The organism is Arcicella sp., from assembly GCF_964672035.1.
In genome coordinates, this window is record NZ_CBABQS010000040.1 from 15692 (window position 1) to 41263 (window position 25572).

Sequence of the window (25572 nt, forward strand, 5' to 3'; positions counted from 1 at the left end):
TAAAGCTATACCATTACAAACAAGATATTCGCTAAAAAGTTCTTTCACGATATTTCTCTTTATTGTTAATTATTTTTTTTAAATTTATCCAAATTGTTAACATAACCATTAATTTACTACGCTATGTATCTACTTTCTATTAAGAATTTCTTGAAAGCAATACTGTTTTTTTCTGTTTTTTTCTTTCTTTCAATTTCGTTTATTTCAGCCCAAAGTACTTTTAGGATTACAAAACCCATTATTGGCACAAACCAGATTTGTAGTAGTACAAACAATTACTATAACAATTTGAGTTATGCATTTTCTTCTAATGTGGTGAATTTGTCGGAATATTCGCCCAATCATTTTGTTGAGTTATCTAATGAAAATGGTTTGATACAACCCAGAGAAATTGGTTGTTTTACTCCTTATGTAAACGTTATTTATGTCGGTTATATAGATATTAACGGGCAAAGTTTGCCAGCAGGAACTGGTTATCGAATTAGGGTATTTTCTAAATTACCATCAGCATTTAGTGATTACAGTGAGTCTTTTTCAGTATTATCAAGTCCAGCAATTCCTTTACTTAATGTGAATGGAAGTGTTAGTTTGTGTACAGGGGCAACGCAAACGCTTACCGTTACCAATCCGAATAATAGTTATACATATCAATGGTTAGCTTATTCATCTAATATCAGCAATGCTACAAATACCTCATATATCGCATCAACGAATGGTTCTTATTCAGTAAAAGTAACGAATGCGAGTGGTTGTGGTATTGTTTCTGATTATGTAAGTCTAAGTATTCCTTATGCTTTGAGTAGTAGTATGCAGACTTTTAATAATGGCAATAATAATGGATACAGTGCTTATGGGATTCCCTTTTTTATTAAATCAAATGAATCATTTACATTGAGAGCAGGGATTAGTGGTGGTCGCCCACCTTTCAACTATACCTTAAATGATGGGGTGAATAATACGGTAGAAACGAATATTAATTCTTTTAGAGATTATCAATTCACATCTCCTGTGAGTGGGGTAAGAACTTATACAATCAGCACAATAACAGATGCTTGTGGTTCTCAATTAAATAATTCATCAAGCCTTAGAGTGCGAATTAATGATTCAAAATACTGTCCTAATTATGGATTGGGTACACAAGGAATTAAAAACTTCTCTATTCAAGGGACAACCATTAATAATTTAAATTCAGGTAAGGCTGGTGATGGTTGGGGTGAGAGTTTTACAGCCGCAAACATGAACGCAAATGTTAATTATAATTTCACAATTCAGGCTTTATCGCAAGCGCAACAATATTTTTCAATTTTTGTAGATTTGAACCAAAATGGATTGTTTGAAACAGGCGAGAGAATTTTTCCTGCCAGCCAAAGTTCTTCTTCTCAAAGCATTATAAATAGTTTTACCAATACCTTAAGGATTCCAGCAAATGCGTTTAGTGGTCAAACTCGAATGAGAGTAATGCTTGGAAGTGACAGCTACTATATCGGAAATTATCCTTGTGTTAATAGCCAAAATGGTGAAATTGAAGATTATGTATTGAATGTTTATAACGGAGTAACTCCAACCACAATAACTACTGATTCATTGCCAATATTAGGGGTTTGTCAGGGTAATCAATTTCCGTTAAAGTATACTATATCTGGTACACCATTGCCCACAACTACTGCCTATAAAGTGGAAGCCTCTACTTACGCAGATTTTTCTTTTCCTACCATTATTGGCACTGGAACAAGTAGCCCAATCATTTGTAATTCGTCTTTAATAAATTATTATTATAGTAGTGGATTTTATGTCCGAGTTGTGCCGGTGGTTGATATTATTACTAAAATAATTAACAAAGCCCCCAATTTATTATTCATCAAAACGAAGCCTGTTGCTACACTATTAGCTGGTATTTATGACCCCTACTATTACTACAATTCTGTTAAGAAATTATCTATTCAATACGGTACACCGATAAGTGTTTTTGGCCGAACAGGTGGTGCTGGTATTACGTTGGAATTAAACGATGGTAGGACATTTTCAAGTTTAGCTAATGGAGATATTCCAATTGATAATAATATTTTACTTACTACTAACAGAAAATATAAAACAATTCGAGTATCTGATAATGTGTGTACGAATACAACATCGGATAGTATCATGATTTCAGTTGGAAATCCGTATCTTAAAATAATGAAAGTATATAAGGCTTACTATGATACTACTGCCATTGATAAGCTTTGTGGTACTTTTAATGTAAGATTTGCAGGAGAGTTTTTAGACACCTTAACCTATAAATTTTACCACGTTCAGATTTCAGATATAAATGGAAGTTTCGCTAATCCACAGGATATTGGGCATATCTGTACTACTCGTGTGTTGACCGAAGCCGAAGGGGGACAAGAGATTAATTGTAGTATTCCAGTCTCTTTACAACTTCCTCCGGGTAAAGGATACCGCCTAAGGGTTGTTAAAAAAACAGGCAATTTAATTTCTCCAGTTTTTGCCACAACATTTGAATTATTTAATACTTCTGTCAGTATTACGTCTAATTTATCAAGAAATAGCATTAATGAAGGAGAGGTTACAGCCTTGAATGTTAATTTTTCAGGAGGCGCTCCACCGTATAGTATCTACCTAAATAGTTATCCAGCAGGAGGAGGTCAAATTTATAATTCTCCTGTTAACAGTGGAACGATAACGGTTAATTTAGCTCCTATACATGGGCAAAAGTATAATATATCTTACAGTAATACTTGTGGAGGGTATAATAGTTCATCAACCGATTTTTATTTAAATGTAAAAACAAAAGATAAAAATAATGCTCGGTGGTATATAAAACCATTTCAGCAAACGAGCTATCATGAACTTACAAATAAGATGGTAATTTTGAGTTCTACTGATACATTATTCAAACGACCCTATAATAATTATATGCCAAGTGACATCGTAAACGGTTATTATGACTATAATTCTATCAACTTACAGAAGCCATCCGTCATTTTGAAAAATGGAGAAACCTATTCTTTGATACAAACAAGTAATTTTAGTAGTTCAAGTTTTGAAAATTTATTAACAGGAGTATGGATAGATTCAAATCATGATGGAGATTTTGATGATGTAGGCGAAGAATTAATAAAAAACCAATTTGCTCAACATTGGAACACTTCTCAAAACCAAAGTTTTACAGTCCCCAATGGCTCAAATACAGGATTTACAAGACTACGGATAAGAGTTGTTTCAAAACAATATAATGGGGCAACTTTTGATTTTGAACCCTCTAATCCGATTGATAGAGTTGGAAATACTTTCGATATTTCAGTTGTAATTTTATCAAATAATGTTACCAGTATTATTTCAACTCCTAAAATAACGGGTAATACACTTTGTAATGGTAATATGTTTAGCTTAGAATTTGATAGATATGGAATTCCCGCAGGTACAGCCGCAAGTGTTCAATTATCGGATGTTTCGGGTAATTTTCCAGTAAATCCAACGGTAATTGGGCAAAGTACAACGTCTCCAATTAACGTTATTTTACCCTTGGATATACCCTCTGGAAATTATAATATTCGAGTAGTAAGCAATGGCGTAACCAGTCCTGTCTCTCCTTCTTTCAACGTTACCACCAACCAATTAATCAGTATGGTAAATGGCGATTGGCACGCAGGAAGTACGTGGTCATGTGGGCGTGTGCCTACTTTTGTGGATGCTACCACCGTGGCGGGAGGAACAACAGTAACGGTTTTTAGTGGTGATGCTCGGGTCGGTTCAATTATAACCAATGGAGTTCTGTCATTTCTGAATGGTACAACTCTACAGTTTAGAACTCCTTAGAAATTAACAATATTTACATTACGGGTTGGAATGTCAATTTCAGTCCGTATTTTTTATAACGATAAATCAGCATAAGTATAAAGATAAATACGGCTTAATTTGACATAAATACTAAAACTTAACACGATGATTCGTAAAATAAACTTTTTATTACTGCTATCTCTTTGTCTAAACTTCGCTGCTTTTACAAAAGAAAAACCTCAAGGAAAAAGCGTCAAACCCAAATGGGTGCAACTTTTCAACGGTAAAAACTTCGATGGTTGGAAACCGAAAATCGTAGGATTTCCAGTGGGTGAAAATGCCTACAATACTTTTCGAATTGAAAATGGCATTTTAAGCACTCGTTATGACCAATATAAAAGCTTTGATAATCAGTTTGGCGCTTTGTATTTCAAGAAGAAGTACGCCAATTTTAGAATAAAAGTAACATATAGATTTGTGGGAGAAACTGCTCCAGGAGCACCAACTTGGGGTTACAGAGACGGTGGAGTGCAATTCTATTGTCAAGACCCAAACACGGTGGAAAAAATGCAAAACTTTCCTGTTTGTTTGGAGTATAATCTGCACGGAGGCAATGGAAAAGATGAAAATCCTTTGGGTGAAATTTGTGCCAACGGAATCTATGTAACCGTGAATGGAGATAAAAATAAAGCTTATTGCACGCCCGCAACGGTGAAACGTACTTTTCATGGCGACCAATGGGTAACTTTAGAAATTGACGTGAAAGACGGTAAAATGGCTCATTTTATTAATGGAGAAAAGATTTTGGAATACGAAAACCCTCGATTTGACCCAATGCATATTATCGGTAAAACCTTTATCGTTAATGGAAATGATGCTGTAACAAATGGCTATATTTCGTTACAATCTAACAGTCACCCGATGGATTTTAAGTCGATTGAAATTATGGAATATTAATGAATAATGGATAATTGAAAATGAATAATTATCAATTGTCCATTTTCAATTATCCATTTTCAATTGTTAATTATCTAACATCTTTCTTCCGATTCTTCTCATAATCCTCAAAAATAAACTCCCCCAAACCTTTCAACGAAGAATAATACGCTCGTCCATTGTTAATTTTGGTAAATTCCTGCACAAATTCTTTCAAATATTGGTCTCTCGCAATCATGAAAGTGGTTACTGGAATTTTCAATCTACGGCATTGAGCCGCCAAGGTTAACGTTTTATTCAGAATCTTTTTGTCTAAGCCAAACGAATTTTTATAATATTTGATTCCTTCTTTCAAACAGGTTGGTTTGCCGTCAGTAATCATGAAAATTTGCTTGTTCTTATTCTTTCTTCTTCTCAATAAATCCATCGCCAATTCCAATCCTGCCACGGTATTTGTATGATAAGGGCCAACTTCTAAATACGGTAAATCACGCACTTGAATCTGCCAAGCATCATTTCCAAACACAATTACGTCCAACGTATCTTTTGGATATTTGGTCATAATGAGTTCTGCCATGGCCATTGCTACTTTTTTTGCGGGCGTAATTCTATCCTCACCGTAAAGAATCATTGAGTGCGAAATGTCAATCATCAATACCGTAGAAGTTTGGGCTTTATACTCTTTGTCCATGATTTCGAGGTCATTTTCAGTAAGCATAAAATTCTCAACGCCATTATTAATCTGCGCATTTCGGATGGATTCAGTCATGGCAATTTGTTCCATCGAATCCCCAAATTGAAATTCTCGGCGGTCGGTATTATTTTCATCGCCCGTGCCTTGATAGGGCGTGCGGTGATTGCCAGAATTGTTGGTTTTCTTCAATTTACCGAAAATCTCATCCAACGATTGTTTACGAATTGATTGCTCGCCCTTTGCCGTGAGGACTTGTTGCCCCTGTCCATCTTCGTTTTTTTCTTCTTTGATATAGCCTTTATCCTTTAAATCTTGGATAAAATCGGCAATTCCGTAAGATTCATCGGTGAGGTTATATTGCTTATCCAATTGCGTAATCCACGACAAAGCCTCGGATACGTTCCCCGCAGTCATCGTGATTAATTGATTGAAAATATCAAGCAATTGGTCGAACTTGGCTTTTTTGCCATCTTCCTGTTCGGAGGGTATAAATTCTGAGAAACGATAGCCGAGCATATTTTGATTTAGGATTTATTAGACCACGGATGACAAGGATTGGACGGATTTTTAATTGTTTAATTCAATGAAATAATCAATTGAGTTGAAAAATTAATATAAATCAAATTTTTTATCCGTGAAAATCTGTTAAACCCGTGTCATCCGTGGTCTAATGGTTACTGGAATAACAACGAATATTTCTTACAAGTTCTTACCTACTTAATCTTTTCGCCTTTCAATTCTTCCAAAGTGGCATATTCCAAGGCTTTTTCGTGCGTTGCTTCCAAGACAACGGGCGGAGCGACCCCAGCATCGTAGGCTTCTTTCCAACGAGCGGCACACAAGCACCATTTGTCACCCGCCTTCAACCCTGGGAATCCGTAGGCTGGATAAGGCGTAATTAAATCATTGCCACGGGCTTTTGAGTATTGTAAAAACTTGTCCGTAACGATGGCTGCCACTACGTGAATACCTCGGTCGGCGGTTCCCGTTGAGCAAAAGCCGTCTCTATAAAATCCCGTGATGGGCGATGTGCCAGCTATTTTTAACTCTGTACCAAGTACATTTTTCTCGTCTTTCTTCGCTTGATTTTCCATTTTCTTTTTCAGATTTGTTTCAGTCACAGGTCCACAACCCGCTTTTGATTGATTGGCAAGGGTTTTATTTTGTGCTATACAGAGGTTCGTGTAAAAGAGAAAACCCAAGATAAATATCTTATTCATATACTTAAATTTTACACTAATAAAACGAATGTGCAGGTATATTGTTTGTGCTCTTTGGAAACAATGCCTTTATCTGCTTTGAGGTTGAGGGCTTTTATGGGTATATTTGTTGCTAATAAAACATAATAAATGAAACCTGCTGTTGTAAAGCAGATAATCCAAGCAGGAATAGGGAAACTATTCACTAAAATAAATGAAAGTATTAAAATTCGGAGGAACTTCTTGTGGTACTATTGACAGTATCCAAGCAGTGTTAGGCATCATCAAAAGCAAACAGGCAAAAGGTGAGCAAGTTGCAGCAGTATTTTCAGCAATGGGTGGCGTAACCAACCAATTATTGAAAGCAGGAGATTTAGCGTCGGTAGGAGATACCACCTATTTCGACTTAGTTAAAGAGATTGAAAATCGTCATTTCACAGTTGTACGTGCCTTAATTGACGTAAAATCTCAGTCGAAAGTATTCGCAAATATCCGTACCACTATCAACGAATTAGAAGATTTACTGAAAGGTGTTTCGTTGATTCGTGAAATTTCTGACCGAACATCCGACCTTATCGTCAGTTTCGGAGAACGTCTTTCTACCACTTTGATTTATGAAATTCTTCATGCACAAGGTGTTGATTGTCAGTTCTTAGATGCTCGTAAAGTCATTCGTACCGACAGTAATTTCAATATGGCAGCGGTAAATTTTGAGGTAACAAATGCTCAAATTCAAACGTATTTCTCGAAAACAAAATCACTACAATTAATTACTGGTTTTATTGGTTCGACTGAAAAAGGCGAAACCACAACACTTGGTCGTGGAGGCTCTGACTATACAGGTTCAATTTTTGGGGCGGCTTTAAATGCCGAAGAAATCGAAATGTGGACGGATGTGGACGGCATGATGACCGCCGACCCACGCAAAGTAAAAAATGCTTTCACCATTCCGACAATCACGTATTCGGAAGCAATGGAATTGACGCATTTTGGCGCAAAAGTGATTTATCCACCTTCGTTGCAACCTGCTTTTGCCAAAAATATTCCGATTAGAGTTCTCAATACATTCAATACCGATTTTGTTGGAACCGTGGTAAATCGTGCTGCTGAACCATCAGAATACATTATTACGGGTATCAGTTCGATTGATAATTTGGCTTTGGTCAATTTACAAGGTTCGGGTATGATTGGCGTGGCGGGGGTTTCTGCCAAATTATTTACCGTTTTAGCGAAGCATAAAATCTCCGTTATTTTGATTTCGCAAGCATCTTCCGAACACTCAATATGTTTTGCCATTGAGCCGTCGGCATCGGCAGAAGTGAAAGCATTATTGGAAGAAGAATTCAAAACTGAAATTGCCGATGGCGATGTAGAAGGCATTGATATTCAAGAAAATTTGTCGGTAATTGCTGTGGTGGGCGAAGGAATGCGTCGTCATACGGGTGTGAGTGGTAAATTATTTTCGGTTCTGGGTAAAAATGGAATCAACATTATTGCGACCGCACAAGGTTCGTCAGAATTGAATATTTCCGTGGTAATTGAACGGAAAGATATTTCAAAAGCCTTGAATGTTATCCACGATTCGTTCTTCTTCTCACAAGCCAAAACATTAAATCTTTTCTTGGTAGGAACAGGTTTAATCGGTAAAGCATTATTAGAACAATTGCAAGGACAAGAAAATTATTTGTCGAAATATAAAGCCTTGAAAATCAATTTAGTAGGCGTTATGAATTCTCGAAAAATGCTCATTGACCCACAAGGAATTGACATAGATTCGTGGGAAGATGAACGTGATTCAAAAGGAAAATCGGCCGAAATTTGGGCATTTGTGGAAGAAGCGAAACGTTTAAATTTACCAAATTCTGTCTTTGCTGATTGTACCGCCAACAAAGAAATTCATAACTATTATTTAGGATTATTTGAAGCGAATATTTCGGTAGTAACCCCGAATAAAGTCGCTAATTCTGGACGTTACGAAGATTACGCTTTGTTGCATAGAACAGCCTTGAAAAAAGGGGTAAAATTCTTGTACGAAACCAACGTAGGAGCGGGTTTACCCGTCATTAATACCTTACAAGGTTTGATTTCTTCGGGCGATAGATTCGAGAAAATCGAAGGCGTTTTATCTGGAACATTATCCTATATTTTCAATAATTTCAAAGCGGGCGTTAAGTTTGCCGACATCGTAAAAGAAGCCAAAATAAAAGGTTATACCGAACCAGACCCAAGAGAAGATTTGAGTGGTATGGATGTGGCAAGAAAAATATTGATTTTGGGTCGTGAAATAGGTTTAAAATTAGAACCAGAAGACGTTACAATCGCTAAATTATTGCCAGAAAATTGCGAATCAGCCCCAACCGTTGAAGATTTTTTCAAAGAATTAGAGGTTTCAAATGCTTATTTTGAAGCAATGGTAAACGAAGCAGAAGCCAAAGGCGAAGTGCTGAGATTCATTGCGACTTTGGAAGACAATAAAATCAATATCGGCGTGAGAAGTATCGGAAAAACGCATCCATTTTATATGATGGACGGAGCCGATAACGTGATTTCATTCACCACAAAACGCTACCACGACCGCCCATTGGTCATTAAAGGACCAGGAGCAGGAGCAGAAGTAACGGCATCGGGTGTGTTTGCGGATATTGTGGCAATTGGGAGTTATTTGGCTTAGGTTTTTGTTTATCTTTAAGGAAAAATTAAGATTATAAAATTCAAATAATATGAACTTAGTATTAGAAAATGTTCAGCCCAGCCATATTCCTGTCTTTAGAGAATTGGCTTCCTCTTTACACATCAAAATGCGTAAAGAAGAATTAGAAAAAAAGCAAAACGTAAACTCACTGCCGAACAACAAGAATTTGTTGATGGATTGAAACAGGCTTTAGTTGAAGTTGAATTACATCAACAAGGTAAAATCAAATTGCAATCAGCACAAGAATTATTGGCTGAATTAAGGTCTGAGAATTTATGAAAATAGATGCCATTCCTTCTTTTGCAAAGGATATCAAGGCTTTAAAAAAGAAGTATCGTTCTATTGATAGCGATTTTAAAATATTTATTGAGTCCCTATTATAAAACCCGCTTCAAGGGGATGGATTAGGAAATGATTGCTACAAAGTCACAATGGCAATTGAATCAAAAAATAGAGGTTAATCAGGCGGTGCAAGGGTAATTACTTGTGTGAAAATTGTTAATGAAACCATTTATCTCTTATCGATTTATGATAAAAGTAGCCAATCAACGATAAAAGAAAATGAGTTAAATGAGCTTTTGAAAGAAGTTGGAATTGGATAAAATTATAGAATGACAAATACAATAAAAGTTTTCGCCCCTGCAACGGTGGCAAATGTAGCCTGTGGATTTGATATTTTCGGTTTTGCCGTTGATAATCCTGGAGATGAATTAATCTTGAAAAAAGCTAACCACAAAGGCGTTAAAATTCTTAGTATTGAAGGTGACGACGGTCGTTTGCCATTGGATGCCGAAAGAAATACCGCTGGAATTGCCATTATTAAATTCTTAGAAGCCATTGGCGAAGAAGGTCAGGGTTTTGAAATGAATCTTAAAAAACTCATGCCTTTGGGTTCAGGTTTGGGCTCTTCGGCAGCTTCGTCGGTGGCGGGTGTTTTTGCCGCTAATGAATTGATGGGCAGACCTTTGGCTCAAAAAGATTTATTGCCTTTTGCCATGGAAGGTGAGCGTATCGCTTGCGGTTCTGCTCATGCCGATAATGTTGGGCCAAGTTTAATGGGCGGTTTTGTGGTTATTCGTTCTTACGAACCCTTGGATATTATTCAATTGAAAACGCCGCAAGAATTATACGCTACCATTGTTCATCCACACATTGAGGTAAATACGAAGGATGCTCGTAATATTTTGAAAAGAGAGATTTCTTTGAAAAATACCATTACTCAAATGGGAAATGTAGCGGGGTTGGTCGCTGGTTTGATGTTGCCCGACTACGATTTGATTTCGAGAAGTTTGGTAGATGTAATCATCGAACCTATTCGCTCAATCTTGATTCCTCAGTTTGATGACGTGAAAAATGCGGCATTAGACAACGGAGCTTTGGGTTGTTCAATCTCAGGTTCTGGCCCTTCGATGTTTGCTTTGTCGAAAGATTTATTTACGGCAAATCGGGTTGGGAAAGCCATGCAAGATGGTTTTGCCAAAGTTGGGATTGGCTCAGAATGTTACGTTTCTGGAATTAATCAGGCGGGACCTGTCGTTCTGGGATAATTTATGTTCGACAGATCTCTAATCTATTAGTGGAATAATTAGTATTTGATAGGTTAGAATCCTGTCCTACTTGAAAACCTGCAAGAATTTTTTTTCTTGCAGGTTTTTTTGTTGTCTCAAATCATGATTCAAGACGTTTCAAATCATGTTTTAAAGCGTTTCGGGGTTTTTAAAGGTGAAACTTTGACCCATTAATTCACAAATAAACAATTTATAAACATGAAAACGCAAATTAAAAAAATCATCATCGCTTGTTTTTCTTTTATCACTTTCATGAGCCAAGGCCAAACAGAACCTGCTCGGATAGAACAGTCTCGTGTCAGCTTCACCATCAAAAATCCATCGTTAAAAAGTAAAATGGTTGACTTTAGAAGTTATAGTGCTGCAAAAGAAAGATTTACGGCGGGCTACGGCTATGGACTAAATGGCTTGGCTTCACACGCTGTAAATCTGCCCGTTCCTGTGTATGTATTCCAAGAAAAAAATGGTAAAAATGAACTACTTTTTGTCGTAACAGAAAAAGATAATGGTAAAACGTATAACGTCAATAATGAATACGAAATCAGCCGTGAACAATATCTTGAAGCGGCTCGTGCGGAAATGAATCAACGAAATTTTGAGAAAGTAAAAGACGATAATTCTATTGAAAGCATTGCTAAGAATAAAGGACTTAAATTAATTGGTATTAATATAAAAGGCTCATCATGGTTTCCCTCAATGGCTCACGTACGTTATGAATTACCTTGGGGAAATGATAAGCAAACGGGCTTTTCCACGTCTCTTGGTAAATTTAAAGGGCAATACGTATTTCTTCCAATCGGCACAAAAGTCTATCAATGTAGCGGAAAATATTGGGATAAAGATACCAAATTTACCGAAAAGCTTGTCTTAATGGTGGATGATAAAAAGTCGGACTTAACCGTTGTATTGAATTAATTATCAATTGATTTTATAAATCTAAAAGCGGTTTTCCGCATCAAAAATCATGAAAAATCTATTCTCAAAAATCATTAGACCTGTTCACACATCTGCTTGGTACACCGACTTATTATTAGCGCTTCCACGCATTATTGGATGTTATTTTTTAGCGGTCAATTTCGGCGGAAGTAAATTCCCTTGTCCAGATTGGTTTATTTCGGACGTTACCAAATATGGTTTTCCTTTTCCTGCCTTTTTTGCGTGGGCTGCCGTTTTAGCGGAAACATTTGGCGGAGCATTTTTAGTGCTTGGTTTATTCACTCGTTTTGCAGGATTTATGGTAATGTGTACGATGTTGGTGGCTATTTTCTTCCAAAAATGGGGCGGAGAAGTTTGGGAAATGTTGCCGGCCATGGGCTTCCTTTGGATTTCAATATATGCTATTGTGATGGGTTCGGGAAGATTTGGAATTGACCATTTGATTGCTAAAAAATGGCTTGCCTAAAACTGATTTCTCAAAAATGAGTTTACCTTGTATATTTAATTTTGAAACTTTCAATTTATTAATTCTCAATGGAAATTTATCTGTCCTACTATTCTACACCGCTTTGGTTTGGCTTTATTCAAGCTTGGATTTATGCCTTTTTACTCTGGAATCGTAGTAGGCAAAATGGTCGTCTTTCAGATGTACTTTTGGGTTTGGTTTTGGTAGGAATGGCGTTTAATATTTGGGAATATATGCTTGGTTTTTCGGGCATTGAAATTCTGTGGAAAGAACTGAATTTCTTTCCCCGAAATTTTGGATATGCCTTTCCACCACTTTGTTATTTCTATTTCAAAAGTCAAATTGATAAAGATTTTCGTTTTTCTAAGAAAGATATCATCAATTTCTTACCCTTTATCATTCATACGGTTTATCATGTAGGAGTGTTTTCAATGGGGCAAGATTTTGTAAAAATGGTCGAGAAAAACTTTCACGGTGCATTGCATATTCCTGAAATAGAAACGTTTACAGGTATTTTTTTAGATTGTTATTATGCTTATCGTGCCTTAAAACTGTACCAACAATATCGTGAGTGGACAAAAGTACAATTCTCCGATACTGATGCTATTAGTTTTAAATGGTTTCGTAACTTCCTGATTGTCTTGGTGATAATGCTAATCGTTTACCTGTTAAAATTAGTTATTGACAATATTTATCAACTTGATTTCAAACAAGATTGGTGGGATAATTTGGTGGGCGTGGCTTTGATTTATTACGTTTCCATTACGGGTTACGCACAGGCGCAACCAAATACTGGCTTGGTTTTTAAAGAGGAAGAACATAAAATTGAAAATATCCAGAAAGAGAAATTTAATGAATCTGAATTGGAAAATTGGAAAATAAAAATTTTAATATTGATAGAAGATGAAAAACTCTATCTCCAGCCCGAATTAAATCTTTCGGATATTGCTAATCGTCTGAAAACCAATATCTCAGTGCTTTCGGGCGTGGTAAATAATGCTTTCGGAAAGAATTTTAATGATTTCGTAAATGAATACCGGGTAAAAGAATTTCAAGAACGAATTTTTTTACCCGAAAACAAAAATATTACACTTTTAGGCATCGCTTTTGATTGTGGATTTAACTCAAAAGCCACTTTCAATCGCTCGGTTAAAAAATTTACAGGCAAAGCACCGAAAGATTTTTTATCGGATTAAAATTTTTGTTAATCTATCGAAAAATATATGAACAGGCAGTCCAATCATTCCCCCAACTGCATCTGCTAAAGCATCATACCAATCAAAATTACGATGAAAGCTTTCGGGTAAATTACCTTGCCAAAACTCAATTCCAATTCCATATATTGTTGCCGTGAGAATAATTAGCCAGTATTTTGAAGTTTGAAAAAACCAGAAGAACGTGAATCCTGCAAAGGCAATGAAATGACTTATTTTGTCATTATTTTGGGGTAAATGTTTACTCGGAAGTGTACAAAGAATAAAAATAAGTATAGTCCAAAATATGGCTGTGTACTTTGATTGAATAATTTTGACAATATTTTTCATAAATACAAAATTACTAAATCTTAAAATAATCGGCAATTAATTTCTTAATAAGTAATATATTGCCGATTAATAAAAGATAATCGCCAAAAATATGAAACTAACCTTCATTATTCATCTTCTTTGACTTACTTTTGAATAGTATTATCAATCAAAAACTATTCATCATGAAAAAAATCTTTGTTGTATTATCCTTTTGGGTATGTTCTTTCTCAACTTTTGCTCAAAATGAGTATAATATTATCCCAATTCCCCAAAAATTAGAAGCTCAATCGGGCGTTTTTACAGTTAATGAAAAAACAGTTATTTTAGGAAATTCTAACTGGCAAGAAGTAGCAGAATTACTGAATACTCAGCTAAATAATGTGGGTGGTTGGAGTAAAAAAGTAGTGATAAATACTTCAAAAAAATCCAATAATTCAATTCAATTTGTTCAAGATGAAAATATTGCGGAAGAAGGATACACCTTGGAAGTTTTGCCAAAACAAGTAATTATCAAGGCAAAAACTAACAAAGGTGCATTTTATGGCGTGCAAACTTTATTACAATTATTGCCAACCGAAATTTTCAAAGATGCAAAAACGGAAGGCATAAAATGGACAATTCCGTGCTGTAAAATTGAAGATGCCCCAAGATATTCTTACCGTGGATTGCATTTGGACGTTGCTCGTCATTTTTCACCCGTTTCATTTGTTAAAAAGTACATTGATTTGCTTGCTTTGCACAAATTTAATACCTTTCACTGGCATTTAACCGATGATCAAGGGTGGAGGATTGAGATTAAAAAGTACCCAAAATTGACCGAAATTAGCTCAAAACGTAAGGAAACGTTGATTGGTCGAAATAGAAAAACGCCAAAATATGATGGTAAAGAATACGGTGGAATCTACACGCAAGAAGAAATCAAAGACGTGGTGGCTTATGCACAAAAGAAATTTATTGCCATTATTCCAGAAATCGAAATGCCAGGACACGCCCAAGCAGTATTGGCAGCTTATCCAGAATTTGGCTGTAATCAAGATAAAATCTATGACGTTTGGACTTCTTGGGGTGTTTCTTATGATGTATTTTGCCCGAGAGAGGAAACGTTTACTTTCTTAGAAAACGTGCTTTCTGAGGTTATAGCCTTGTTTCCGAGTCAATATATTCACATTGGCGGGGATGAATGTCCGAAAGACCAATGGAAAACCAGTCGGTTTTGTCAGGAATTGATGAAAAAAGAAGGCTTGAAAGATGAACACGAATTACAGAGTTATTTTATCCGAAGAATTGATAAATTTGTTACCTCAAAAGGCAGAAAAATTATTGGTTGGGACGAAATTTTGGAAGGTGGAATTTCGCCAAATGCTACGATTATGTCGTGGCGAGGAGAAGCAGGCGGAATTGCCGCTGCCAAACAAAACCACGATGTTATTATGACTCCCGATAGGTTCGTTTATTTGGATTATTTTCAATCGGGCGTTAAAGCTGACTCTATGAATGTGGGTATATTTTTGCCCGTCGAACGAGTGTATGGTTACGACCCAGCTCCAAAAGAATTAACGGAAGAACAACAGAAAAAAATCATCGGTTTTCAAGGAAATGTCTGGACAGAATATATGTGGGACACCAATCGAATAGAATATATGGTTTATCCTCGTGCCTCCGCCATTGCAGAAACGGCGTGGTCGCCAAAGGGTACCAAGAATTTTGTAGATTTTGAAAAACGGTTAAAAATCCATGCAAAACGCTTGGATAACTTGAAAGTGAATTACTATAAGGGATTTTTGTCGGATAAAAAATAAGAAAATAATAAATTTTACGTTAATGATTTTTTTAAAATACAAAGCTAAAAATAGCTCCATTACCTTCATTTGGACTATTTTTAGCTTTTTGTTTAAATGACATCATCATGAAAAATACCTTTGAAGACATTTACGAAGTAGTCAAGCTTATTCCCGCAGGTAGAGTTACTTCTTACGGTGCAATTGCGGAATATCTTGGTTCAAAAGGCGGAGCAAGATTTGTGGGTTGGGCCATGAATGCATGTCATGGCGACCCAACTATTCCCGCTCACCGAGTAGTGAATCGTGCTGGAATACTGACGGGTAAGGCGTTCTTCGGAGGAAATCGAATGCAAGAATTACTTGAAAATGAAGGAATTTCGATAGAAAACGATAAAATAAAGAATTTTAAAACCCATTATTGGATTCCGAAAGAGGAACTGCTTTAATAATTGATAATTGTCAGTGTACAATGGATGATTAACTTTTGTCCATTGTACACTGTCAATTATCAATTGCTCACGGCATGGTTTTTGTTTAACCTTAGTTAAATTAACTTCTCCCGCCATAGACAGTTAAAGATATAGAGCTAAGGATTTAAGAAAAATTTATGAAGACGGAAAAGAATTTACTTCGTGGCGGCATCTTGGGTTCGTTAAGCCTTTTGGTAGTTGTACTACTTGCTTTCTCCTACCAAAAACTTAAAAAAATCGGTCTTAATGTCGAATATACCCCCTCTGCATCCGTAGGGGAGGAGGTTAGGTTTCTATTCACAGCGGGCGATAATGTCCAAAGAATCAAAATATTTTCGGATAAAGGAAGTCTCGGAACCATAAAAACCGTTCAGAACAAAGCTGAATTGAGTTTTTCCTTTGGTTTTCCAAGTACGAAAAAGCTGAGATTCGTAGGTATTTCTTCCACAAATGATACCGTGAGTGTAGCTTACGGAGACATTGCGATTACTGGGAAATCTTTGGGGAGTGTAGTGGTTATTCAGAATGAATTTAATAGTGGTTGGGCCACCATTAATAATGAACCCGATATTTCAAAGCCAACTTATCCACTGCCAACTACCAAACTGAAATTTAATCCAACCCCTTTTGAAGACCCCTTTTTAGGAAAAAATCAGAATGTTTATGGAACTGCTATCGGACACCCTACGCAAGATGAGGCCCGTGCATTTTTGGAAGATATCAAGCCTATTGCGGTTGAATTGGGACAAAAACATCAAATTCCAGCCAGCGTTGTAATGGCAATGGCTGCCATGGAAAGTGGCTATGGATTTAGTAGAAATGCCGTTTTTGCCAATAATTTCTTCGGAATAAAGCAATGGTGGGGGAATGAATCAAACGCTTATCAATTGAAAGGCCAACCCGATGAATACCAAGGAAAAGTGGCCATTTTGAAAAAATCAGACGATGGACAAATCATTTATGACGAAAATCGTCGCCCCGATAATTGGTATCGCCGTTTTGGTTCGAGACGTGAATGTATTGAGTTTCTAATAGAAGAAGTTTTCCTTCATAAAACAGGGGCTTGGAAGCGTGATTACAGCGATATTGCCAAATTTTATCGTGGACAAATTGCTTCAGGGGTAGAGAAATATTCAGCCGCTTATACTTTCATATATTCAGTCGGCGAACGTGGTTATACCCACAAAGGAGGCAAGTTTTATGCCGATAGAATCATGAGAGTAGTCGATAAATATGGTTTAATTGAACATGATTAGTGCAACCACATAGAGACATAGTATACATAGAAATAAAAGTAAAAAGCCTCAAATTTGATTATTTGAGGCTTTTTAATGTACCAAGGGATTTATCCCGTGATTGGACTCATAATTCTCGGGATAAATCCCCGTGATATATTAAACATCCAAAATTTTCTCTTTGCCTTTTCGTCTGCTACTAACAAACAACATCACCCCAAATAATCCCAAAGAAAATAGCGAAACAAATGTGCCTTCTTTTCGGTAGGGAGGTGTAAAGGTTAAGTCAATTGTATGATTGCCTTTATCCAACACTAAACCCGTTAATCCCCATTGAACTCGCTGTAATTCAGCCTCTTTCCCATCAACCATTGCGTGCCAACCCTTATCAAATGGAATGGATAAATAGAGAATCTTCTTGGTCTTTAAATCAATATTTCCAGTAATTTTAGTATTCCCAAAAGAAGAAATCTGTAAAGTATCATTGGTTAGATTCTTAATATCTTGTTCAAACTCACCATTACCAAATACTTGTGAAGTGTCGATGGTTGATATTTTTTGTAATTCAGATAATTGTGGGAGCATTTTTCTGTCAATTATACAGGCTTTCAACATCGCTTTTGAAGCATATATATTAGAATAATTATTGTTAGAAAAATCTTCCTCTATCATATAATTTGAATACGTAATTCCCAAAGGCAAGGCAAAATGATTTTTTGACAATTTTATGTCATTAAAAGTTTTCAACGAATCATAACCAAACATTTGCCCGTCACTGGTTTTAGAAATAAAATATTTGACGCCCACTAAACTATGCCAAATCACATTAGCGGGATAACCAGAACACCAACGTGAAGTGTTTTCATCTTGTGGGTTTACGACTTTCAGAGCCGTCATAAATCGAATATAATTGGGCTGATTGAAAGAATGATACGATTTGATACCATAAAAATTTTGAATCTTTGGGTCATTGATACTCTGAAAACGAGTTGGTCCAGAACCGAAGCTTTTTTCGATTCTATAAAAAGGAGATTTTTCGCTATTTTTAATAAAAGTAATAGCCTCATTGGTGTAATCATTAAAACCTGTTTTTTTAGATAACTCTTCTTTGGTTAAGGCTTCTCTATTTGCCATATTGATAGTTCGAGAAGAATTAATAACTAAATCTGTACATAAAACTATCAATAGGACAATTTGAGCAATATTTCTAAAACTTTTCATCGAAATTGCCCATAATAAAATACCGTTGATAATGAGGAATAATACCACTAACGAACGAATACTTTTTTGAATAATATCTTCGTCGCTAAGGGGTAAAAAAAGTAAGACAATAAAACCTAAAATGGTCAAAATGAGTGTAATCCAATTGATTTTATTTGATTCTTCAATTTTGCTAAGCGCTTTCATTGCTAATGTTAGGAGTGTCATACCCACGAATAAAGAATAGGTACGATAATAATCTCCCGTAAAAGCCCAAAAAGCAAATCTGAAAAAAGGAAGAAGTATTGGAATAAATATTATAACTAATAAAAATCCATAAATTCTTGTTCGAGTAGTATCTGTAAAATAGAAAAGTTGAGGAAGACAAACGAGCGGAAATAAACCAACATAAAACATGGGGGCTTCTAAATAATTACTCCAACCTTTAAATTCTAAACCTGTTCCTAACATATCATTTGAGAATGTACGAGTAATACAAGTTAATAATTCTTTGCTACCAATCGAACCAGAAAGCCCTTTATCAATCAATTGACTTACAAATGACTGTCCTCCATTTACACGGGGACTATCTAACATTTGGTCAAGTTCTCCAAAACCTAAAACTGCTCCCATTCCCACGCCTAATGTTCCTAAACATAGCATCCAAATTAAGGTAGTGAGAATATTATAGGTGAATTTTCCTTCAATAATTAAGTGCCTAAATATACAATACCCTAAGATTAAAAAACTAAATGGATAAAGATTAAAAGGCATATCAATAGTCATTAATGCAATGGTTGTGGGAATCAACCACCATGATTTTTTTTGAATAAATCGCTCTAAGGCTAATAATAGAAGAGCGTTGTTGAATAATTCAATTTCAAATCGGTTGACCCAAGTTGAAGACAATATTCCGTAAGCACAATATGCATAGCAGAGTCCGCCAATGAGAGAGGATAGCGCTGTTAATCTGAGGGTTTTAAGATAATAATAAAATACTGCACCTGCGGCCATGACTTCAAACCAAGTTACCCAGACGATAGCAAAAGGGATATTTTCTTTGCTGAAAAATGGAATTATCCAGAAGAACTGATCAAAAAAGAATGGATAAAGGTTTAGCCCCATCCCTTGCTGGAACGACCAACTTGGCATTCCTTCGGTTCGCCAATAATCGTGCAGCCATACTAAAATTGTTTGTGTAAGGTTAATAGAATCACTTCCAATATCTTTAAATTGGTAGGCCGCTTTACCCAATAAATAATCCTTGAAAATGAAAAAACCCGTCAGGATTAAGCATAAGGTAAATATCTGAAACGTATATTTAGCAATAATACTCTGACCAACAGGCTTTTGTGTAATTTCTGTTTCTACTTTCTTCGTAGATTCGGTTTGTTTTATGCTTTGAGAATTTTGTTTGTTTTTAGCCATTTTGGGTAAGGACTTGGTTAATTTATATCCTAAATTTAACCAAATTTTATGCCAAAATATTATCGAGAGATTAAAATCTCAAATAAGCCTTCCCACCCAAACCACGCATTTGTCGTACAATAAAATTTGTCCGTCGCTGCACATAATTGGAAGGATTTGAAATAGAAAAACGGTTTGGACTTGGTAAAACTGCGGCAATTCGGGCGGCTTCGGTGCGGGATAAACTGCTTGCCCCATGTCCGTAGAATCGCAGGGAAGCGGCCTCAACGCCAAAGGTCATTTTGCCCATTTCGGCTACGTTTAGATACACTTCCAAAATGCGTTCTTTTCCCCATATCACTTCAATCAAAAAGGTAAAATAAACCTCCAAAACTTTTCTGATGTAACTTCTGCCTTGCCAAAGAAAAACATTTTTGGCTACTTGTTGAGAAATCGTACTGGCTCCTTTGATACGTTTCCCTTTTAAATTATGACGAAATGCGCCGTACATTGCTTCAAAATCAAAGCCGTTATGGTAGGGAAAAAGTTGGTCTTCTGAGGCTATAACTGCCAAGGCAGCTTCTTTAGAAATATTATCGTAAGATTCCCAATCCGAATGGATTTCGGAATCTTTACCGTTGAATAGTGCGGTGAATTTACGGTCAATCATCGTGGGTGTTATCCACACAGGAACGAATTTTAAGAGAATAACCGTAACCAGAGAAACGCCAATGCCGTAGAGAATAAACTTAATAAAGTTAATGAGAATGATTTGCACAATTGGATAATGTTCGCCAAAATCCTCAAAGCGTTGCCAACGACTCAATTTGGGTTGTGAGCTTTGTCGATTTTCTTCGGAAGGAAAGGAATTTTTGAACGTATTTTTTGCCATTGTGGATTTGTTGGTCGGTTTAACCACAAAATTACGATTCTTTTGTGTTAGATACAGAATTTAAAACCCTTTTTGCCCTAAATTTTCTTGATTTTCTAAACATACTATGTGGTTGCCATTACAGAAACAAATCACTCGCAATTCTATCCGCAAATAGTTTTCCTCTGTAAGTCAATAAGAGTGTATTGTTTTCAATTATCAAAAAACCTTCCCGAATCTGTTTTTCTAATTCAGAAGCATTTTGCTTTTGAAATAATTGATTGGATAACGTATTGATTTTATGAATATCACAACCCCACTTTGACCGCAAACCCGTTAATAAATATTCGTTTACTTGGTCTTCAATGGTCAAAATTTCTATTTCAGTAGGAACGATATTTTGTTGTAATTCCTTGACGTATTTTGTGTTATTCGGCACATTATATTGCCGACTTACGTGGTTGAAACTATGCGCCGACGGGCCAATTCCTAAATATTCTTCTTGTTTCCAATAACTGGTATTGTGTCGTGAATAATGTTCTTTTTTGGCAAAATTTGAAATTTCGTATTGTTCAAAATCATTCTGAGCTAAATGACTGACCAACATATCAAATTGAGTAGCCGCAAAATCATCATCAATTACTTGTATTTTTCCTTGTTTTAACCATTTTCCAAAAACGGTTTTGGGTTCGATTGTGAGGCAATAAGCGGAGATATGATTGGTATTTAACGCCGTTGCTTTCTGTAAATCTAACTCAAAAATTTTATGACTTTCAGCAGGAATTGCGTAGATTAAATCAATCGTAAGGTTCTGAATACCAATATCTTGTGATAATTTAACGCAAGTTTCGCCTTCTTGACTGGTATGAATTCTATGGAGACTTTTTAGATGCGGTTCGTGGAAAGATTGGATGCCAATACTCAACCGATTGATATGGTATTTTTTGAATAATTGCAGTTTTTCCTTCGTCAAATCATCGGGATTGGCTTCGAGGGTTATTTCTGCATTTGATTTGATGTTGAAATGCTTAGAAATAGTCTCAAAAATCTGGATAAAATCAGCTTCTTCCAATAATGAAGGCGTACCACCCCCGAAGTAAATGGTCTCTAAATTTTTGTCTTGAAGATAATCCTTTTGCAAGAAAATTTCATGACAAATTGCTTGCACAATTTCACTTTTAGCCTTTAAAGAAGTGCTAAAATGAAAGTCACAATAATAACAAGCCTGTCGGCAGAAGGGGATATGGAGGTATAGGTGCATTTTGAGAAGAAATGGTCAGATTATCAATCTTTTAATTCAAAACCTGATTGCGATTTTTTGTGTAATCGCCATGCTGAGATATCAGGAGTATTGGAAAGGGTTAATGATAGCCCTTCCTGTAAATATTCCTTTTTGAGTGTTAATTCTCGAACTAAATCCATTAATCGAGCAATTGTTGTTCTTTGCAAAGTAGATGCACCAGTTGCCAATTTCTGCTTGACAAAAGCTAATTCTACCTCAATCCATTCAATTTCAAGGCTTTTGTCCTTTTCATCAAATGAATAGTTTGCTACCACCTGAGAAAATGTAGGTGTATATATGATTTCGGATGAGTGTATTTCTTTCGTTAAAGTTCCCATTTTCTAAATTTCAATAAGTTTGATTTTCCCTTCAATTTCGTTTGCCATAACAACCCTAAATTTGCAATTGTTGCCAAGTAATATCTCTTTTTCCATAGGGTGTTTTGCGATATGTTCAATATTTTTACCTGTTTGACAAAATATTTCAAAATGTATATTACCAAACTGATTTCCCACTAATATACTTCTACTGGTGGAAGTAAAAAAGGGCTCGTTAATTATTTCATCATTTAAATATGCTTCCAAATACATATTATATTCATTAGTTGTCAAATCAACACCTCTGTAAATATTATCAACAAAATTGGGTAATTTATCTAAGCATTCAGATAATAATTTTCCAAAAATAGGCATATTTGCTCCATTATTAATTCTTAAATTCTCATTCAAATCTTGATATCCATCATCTGAGTATTTATAGATTATAGCTTTTTCAAAAATGGTTAATTCTGGTAAAACGATTTTCCTCTCAGAATTTTCAATGATTTTAAGTTCATTTTCTAAGTATTTATTAGCGTATTCTTCCGATGTCATAGAGTTTCTAAAATGTAGTTGCTAAGACAAATATACAAAGAATAATGAAGATTTCACTCTGGCAAAAAAGTCAAATAACTCAAATCTTCTTCCCTAAACATCTCATTTGCAAGGTCTTGTAGTTGTGGAGCGGTCACGGCTTTTATCTGTACGAAAAGGTCTTCCAAGCCGTCAATCCTGTTCATATCCAACAAACTTTTTGCCATCATCAACATAAAACTCATGTTTCCTTCTTCCGACATTGCCATTTGCCCCATCAATTGGTCTTTGGTATTTTGAAGTTGTGTTTTTGTTAAGGAAACTTCTCTGAATTTTCGTAATTCATTTAAAATCAATGAATTAACTTTGTTCAATCGTTTCACTTCCGTGGCATAACTTATTCCCCAAAAACCCGTATCAATAAAAGGCGTATAACCCGCATCAATGGAATAAACCAAGCCGTTGCGCTCTCTGACGGCTAAATTCAAGCGAGAATTCATGCCAAAACCGCCCAATAAATTTACCAACATAAAAAAAGGTAAACGGTTTTTGTCCGTCAATGAATAAGCTGTGCGACCAATGGCAACGTGTGCCTGTGAAATAGGTTTGGTAATACTTTGAATTTGCGGTACATAAACATTTGGCACAATTCTTACTAAATCAGAACTTTTTGCGGGAATATCTTTGAAGAATTTTTCGGCAAATTGTACTACTTTTTTGAAAGGAATATTTCCAATGGATGAAAAGATAACTCGTTCTGTATCAAGGTTTTCGGAAATGAAATTTGATAAATCTTGTCTCGTGAAATTCGACACACTTTCTTGATTTCCGAGTGTGTTTTTTCCTAATTGATGATTCGCAAAAATTATTTCATCAAAATCATCTTGTATAGCATCTTCGGGCGAGTCGTAATACATCGCCATTTCTTCCAAAATTACGCCACGTTCACGTTCAACTTGCTTTTCGGGGAAGGTTGAACGGAAAGTAATATCCGCCAAAAGTTCCAAGGCACGTTCATAATGAGGCGTGAGCACGGAAGCGTGAAAACAGATTTTTTCTTTGGTGGTATAAGCATTTAATTCACCGCCAACAATCTCTAAACGGTTGATAATCTGGAGAGAAGAGCGTTTTTGAGTGCCTTTGAAAGCCATGTGTTCCCAAAAATGAGCAAGCCCTTGTTGGTGAGGTTTTTCGTCCCGACTTCCCATATCGAGCATTATCCCGATGTGTGAAATAGTAGTATGCGTAACTTGCCGATGCACGACTCGAATGCCGTTGGGCAAAGTATGTTGATTGATTGATTCCATTAAAAAAATTAAGACGATTTCAAAATCGTAGAAGATAACTACAAATTTAACTAATTTTATAGCTGAATGATTCAATGAGTGTAAAAATGAAAATAGGTTTCGATGCCAAACGGGCATTTCATAATAATACAGGTTTAGGAAATTACAGTCGTTTCGTGATGGAAGGATTGTTGAAATATTTTCCGCAAAACGAATATTTTGCGTATTCACCTAAATTATCAGACAAAGAAATTGGCATTAAAGCAATAACGCCCAAAAAGAAATTTCTCTGGCGTAGTTGGTTCATTAAGAACGACTTACAACGTGACGGAATCCAAATTTATCACGGATTAAGTAACGAATTGCCCTTCGGAAAAATGCCTTCGGGTATCAAAACGGTGGTAACTATCCACGATTTAATCTTTGAAAGATACCCAAAGCTTTACCCATTTTTTGATACGTTCATCTACAAAATTAAATTCCGAAAAGCCTGTAAAAATACGGATGCTATTGTGGCAGTGAGCGAACAAACGAAGCGAGATATTGTTAATTTCTACGGAATTAATCCAGAAAAAATCCACGTGATTTATCAAGATTGTGATGTGGCGTTTCAAGTAAAATTGAATGGTGAAAACCTTGATAAAGTTAAAGAAAAATACCAAATCAAGAAAAAATATATCCTTTCGGTGGGAACAATTATTGAGCGGAAAAATCAGGCAATTTTAGTGGCCGCTTTTCATAAATTAAACCTTAGCAATTATGAATTAATTTTGGTAGGCGGTCATTCAAAATACCAAGACCAGATTGAAAAGTATATCAAAGAAAATCGTGTTCATCATGTAAAGATTTTAAATAAAGTGCCTTTTCAAGATTTGCCCGCTATTTATCAAGGCGCAGAATTATTTGTCTATCCTTCCTTTTTTGAAGGGTTTGGTATCCCGATTGTGGAGGCATTACATTCTGGTGTGCCCGTGGTAGCAGCGACGGGTTCATGCTTGGAAGAGGCTGGGGGCGAAGGAGCTTTGTACGCTAATCCTGTAGATATCAATGATTTATCGAATAAAATTTTGCAAGTATTGGTTAATAAAAACTTAAAAAACCAATTGGTTGAAGCTGGGCAAAAACACGTTAAACAGTTTTCTGCGGAACGAGTTGCGAGACAATTAAATGAACTTTATCAAAAATTATAAAACTAACACTCATGGCATGACTTTGAGTCATGCCATGAGTAAATAATCGACAGGACTGTGCTTTTAGGTTTGTGCTGTTGAATTTTTCCAAGAAAAAAGTAATTTCAAATAATTTCTCAAAGTGAGAAAACCATCCCCTCAGAAGTACCTTAATGTACTGTGCTGGGTTAAAGACCCAAGGGACGATTCAAGGCTCTGAGGG

The 25572-nt window shown here is 35.8% G+C and carries 21 protein-coding genes; 12 read left to right on the top strand and 9 right to left on the bottom strand.

Translation table 11 applies throughout. The features are described 5' to 3' along the window. Positions 1-123: 123 nt before the first annotated feature. Entirely contained in the window at positions 124-3819 is a 3696-nt protein-coding gene (locus AC1W31_RS12100) for an immunoglobulin domain-containing protein (protein WP_481734709.1), read from the top strand. 126 nt (positions 3820-3945) lie between these two features. Further along, positions 3946-4737: a 3-keto-disaccharide hydrolase gene (locus AC1W31_RS12105; RefSeq protein WP_481734710.1), complete on the top strand. Its 792-nt coding sequence runs from the start codon at positions 3946-3948 to the stop codon at positions 4735-4737. A gap of 70 nt (positions 4738-4807) precedes the next feature. Here AC1W31_RS12105 and AC1W31_RS12110 read toward each other — a convergent pair whose 3' ends face one another. After that, positions 4808-5926 carry a vWA domain-containing protein gene (locus tag AC1W31_RS12110; protein WP_481734711.1) on the bottom strand — a complete coding sequence of 373 codons (1119 nt, stop codon included), beginning with the start codon at positions 5924-5926 and terminating at the stop codon, positions 4808-4810. A 197-nt stretch (positions 5927-6123) separates the two neighbouring features. Further along, positions 6124-6630, bottom strand: coding sequence for a DUF2237 family protein (locus tag AC1W31_RS12115; RefSeq protein WP_481734712.1), 507 nt, complete (start codon positions 6628-6630; stop codon positions 6124-6126). 193 nt (positions 6631-6823) lie between these two features. On the opposite strand from AC1W31_RS12115, the gene thrA reads away from it, so the two are divergent. The 6 genes from thrA (at position 6824) to AC1W31_RS12145 (ending at position 13467) form a co-directional block, all read left to right on the top strand. Continuing rightward, positions 6824-9280 (top strand): bifunctional aspartate kinase/homoserine dehydrogenase I, encoded by a 2457-nt coding sequence (thrA, locus tag AC1W31_RS12120; protein ID WP_481734713.1) that lies wholly within the window; start codon positions 6824-6826, stop codon positions 9278-9280. 49 nt (positions 9281-9329) lie between these two features. After that, a complete protein-coding gene (locus tag AC1W31_RS12125) occupies positions 9330-9482 on the top strand; it encodes a hypothetical protein (protein ID WP_481734714.1) in 153 nt (50 codons plus the stop codon). Between the two features lie 430 nt (positions 9483-9912). Beyond that, a complete protein-coding gene (locus tag AC1W31_RS12130; protein ID WP_481734715.1) occupies positions 9913-10848 on the top strand; it encodes a homoserine kinase in 936 nt (311 codons plus the stop codon). Between the two features lie 219 nt (positions 10849-11067). After that, entirely contained in the window at positions 11068-11784 is a 717-nt protein-coding gene (locus AC1W31_RS12135) for a hypothetical protein (RefSeq protein ID WP_481734716.1), read from the top strand. Between the two features lie 49 nt (positions 11785-11833). Continuing rightward, entirely contained in the window at positions 11834-12271 is a 438-nt protein-coding gene (locus AC1W31_RS12140; RefSeq protein ID WP_481734717.1) for a DoxX family protein, read from the top strand. A gap of 68 nt (positions 12272-12339) precedes the next feature. Further along, positions 12340-13467 (top strand): helix-turn-helix domain-containing protein, encoded by a 1128-nt coding sequence (locus tag AC1W31_RS12145; protein ID WP_481734718.1) that lies wholly within the window; start codon positions 12340-12342, stop codon positions 13465-13467. On the opposite strand, the gene AC1W31_RS12150 is transcribed toward AC1W31_RS12145, so the two are convergent. Then, positions 13456-13851 (bottom strand): VanZ family protein, encoded by a 396-nt coding sequence (locus AC1W31_RS12150; RefSeq protein WP_481734719.1) that lies wholly within the window; start codon positions 13849-13851, stop codon positions 13456-13458. The genes AC1W31_RS12145 and AC1W31_RS12150 overlap by 12 nt on opposite strands. Before the next feature lie 128 nt (positions 13852-13979). Between AC1W31_RS12150 and AC1W31_RS12155 the strand changes: the two genes are divergently transcribed. The 3 genes from AC1W31_RS12155 (at position 13980) to AC1W31_RS12165 (ending at position 17304) form a co-directional block, all read left to right on the top strand. Continuing rightward, positions 13980-15596, top strand: a complete 1617-nt coding sequence (locus AC1W31_RS12155) for a beta-N-acetylhexosaminidase (protein WP_481734720.1) — start codon at positions 13980-13982, stop codon at positions 15594-15596. Positions 15597-15703: 107 nt separating this feature from the next. Further along, positions 15704-16024: an MGMT family protein gene (locus AC1W31_RS12160; RefSeq protein WP_481734721.1), complete on the top strand. Its 321-nt coding sequence runs from the start codon at positions 15704-15706 to the stop codon at positions 16022-16024. Between the two features lie 161 nt (positions 16025-16185). Continuing rightward, entirely contained in the window at positions 16186-17304 is a 1119-nt protein-coding gene (locus AC1W31_RS12165) for a glucosaminidase domain-containing protein (protein ID WP_481734722.1), read from the top strand. 138 nt (positions 17305-17442) lie between these two features. Here the strand turns inward: AC1W31_RS12165 and AC1W31_RS12170 are convergent, their stop codons facing one another. From AC1W31_RS12170 to AC1W31_RS12195, 6 genes are all read right to left on the bottom strand, one after another. Then, the gene (locus tag AC1W31_RS12170) at positions 17443-19911 is read right to left on the bottom strand and encodes a YfhO family protein (RefSeq protein ID WP_481734723.1); all 2469 of its coding nucleotides are present in this window, start codon (positions 19909-19911) and stop codon (positions 17443-17445) included. Between the two features lie 70 nt (positions 19912-19981). Further along, positions 19982-20782: a monofunctional biosynthetic peptidoglycan transglycosylase gene (gene mtgA, locus AC1W31_RS12175; protein ID WP_481734724.1), complete on the bottom strand. Its 801-nt coding sequence runs from the start codon at positions 20780-20782 to the stop codon at positions 19982-19984. 118 nt (positions 20783-20900) lie between these two features. Continuing rightward, positions 20901-22022, bottom strand: a complete 1122-nt coding sequence (hemW, locus tag AC1W31_RS12180; RefSeq protein WP_481734725.1) for a radical SAM family heme chaperone HemW — start codon at positions 22020-22022, stop codon at positions 20901-20903. A gap of 23 nt (positions 22023-22045) precedes the next feature. Then, positions 22046-22381: a hypothetical protein gene (locus AC1W31_RS12185; RefSeq protein ID WP_481734726.1), complete on the bottom strand. Its 336-nt coding sequence runs from the start codon at positions 22379-22381 to the stop codon at positions 22046-22048. A gap of 3 nt (positions 22382-22384) precedes the next feature. Next, positions 22385-22915, bottom strand: a complete 531-nt coding sequence (locus AC1W31_RS12190) for an ADP-ribosyltransferase (RefSeq protein WP_481734727.1) — start codon at positions 22913-22915, stop codon at positions 22385-22387. A 53-nt stretch (positions 22916-22968) separates the two neighbouring features. Continuing rightward, positions 22969-24201 carry a M16 family metallopeptidase gene (locus tag AC1W31_RS12195; RefSeq protein WP_481734728.1) on the bottom strand — a complete coding sequence of 411 codons (1233 nt, stop codon included), beginning with the start codon at positions 24199-24201 and terminating at the stop codon, positions 22969-22971. 86 nt (positions 24202-24287) lie between these two features. On the opposite strand from AC1W31_RS12195, the gene AC1W31_RS12200 reads away from it, so the two are divergent. Continuing rightward, positions 24288-25370, top strand: a complete 1083-nt coding sequence (locus tag AC1W31_RS12200) for a glycosyltransferase family 4 protein (RefSeq protein ID WP_481734729.1) — start codon at positions 24288-24290, stop codon at positions 25368-25370. Positions 25371-25572: the final 202 nt, after the last annotated feature.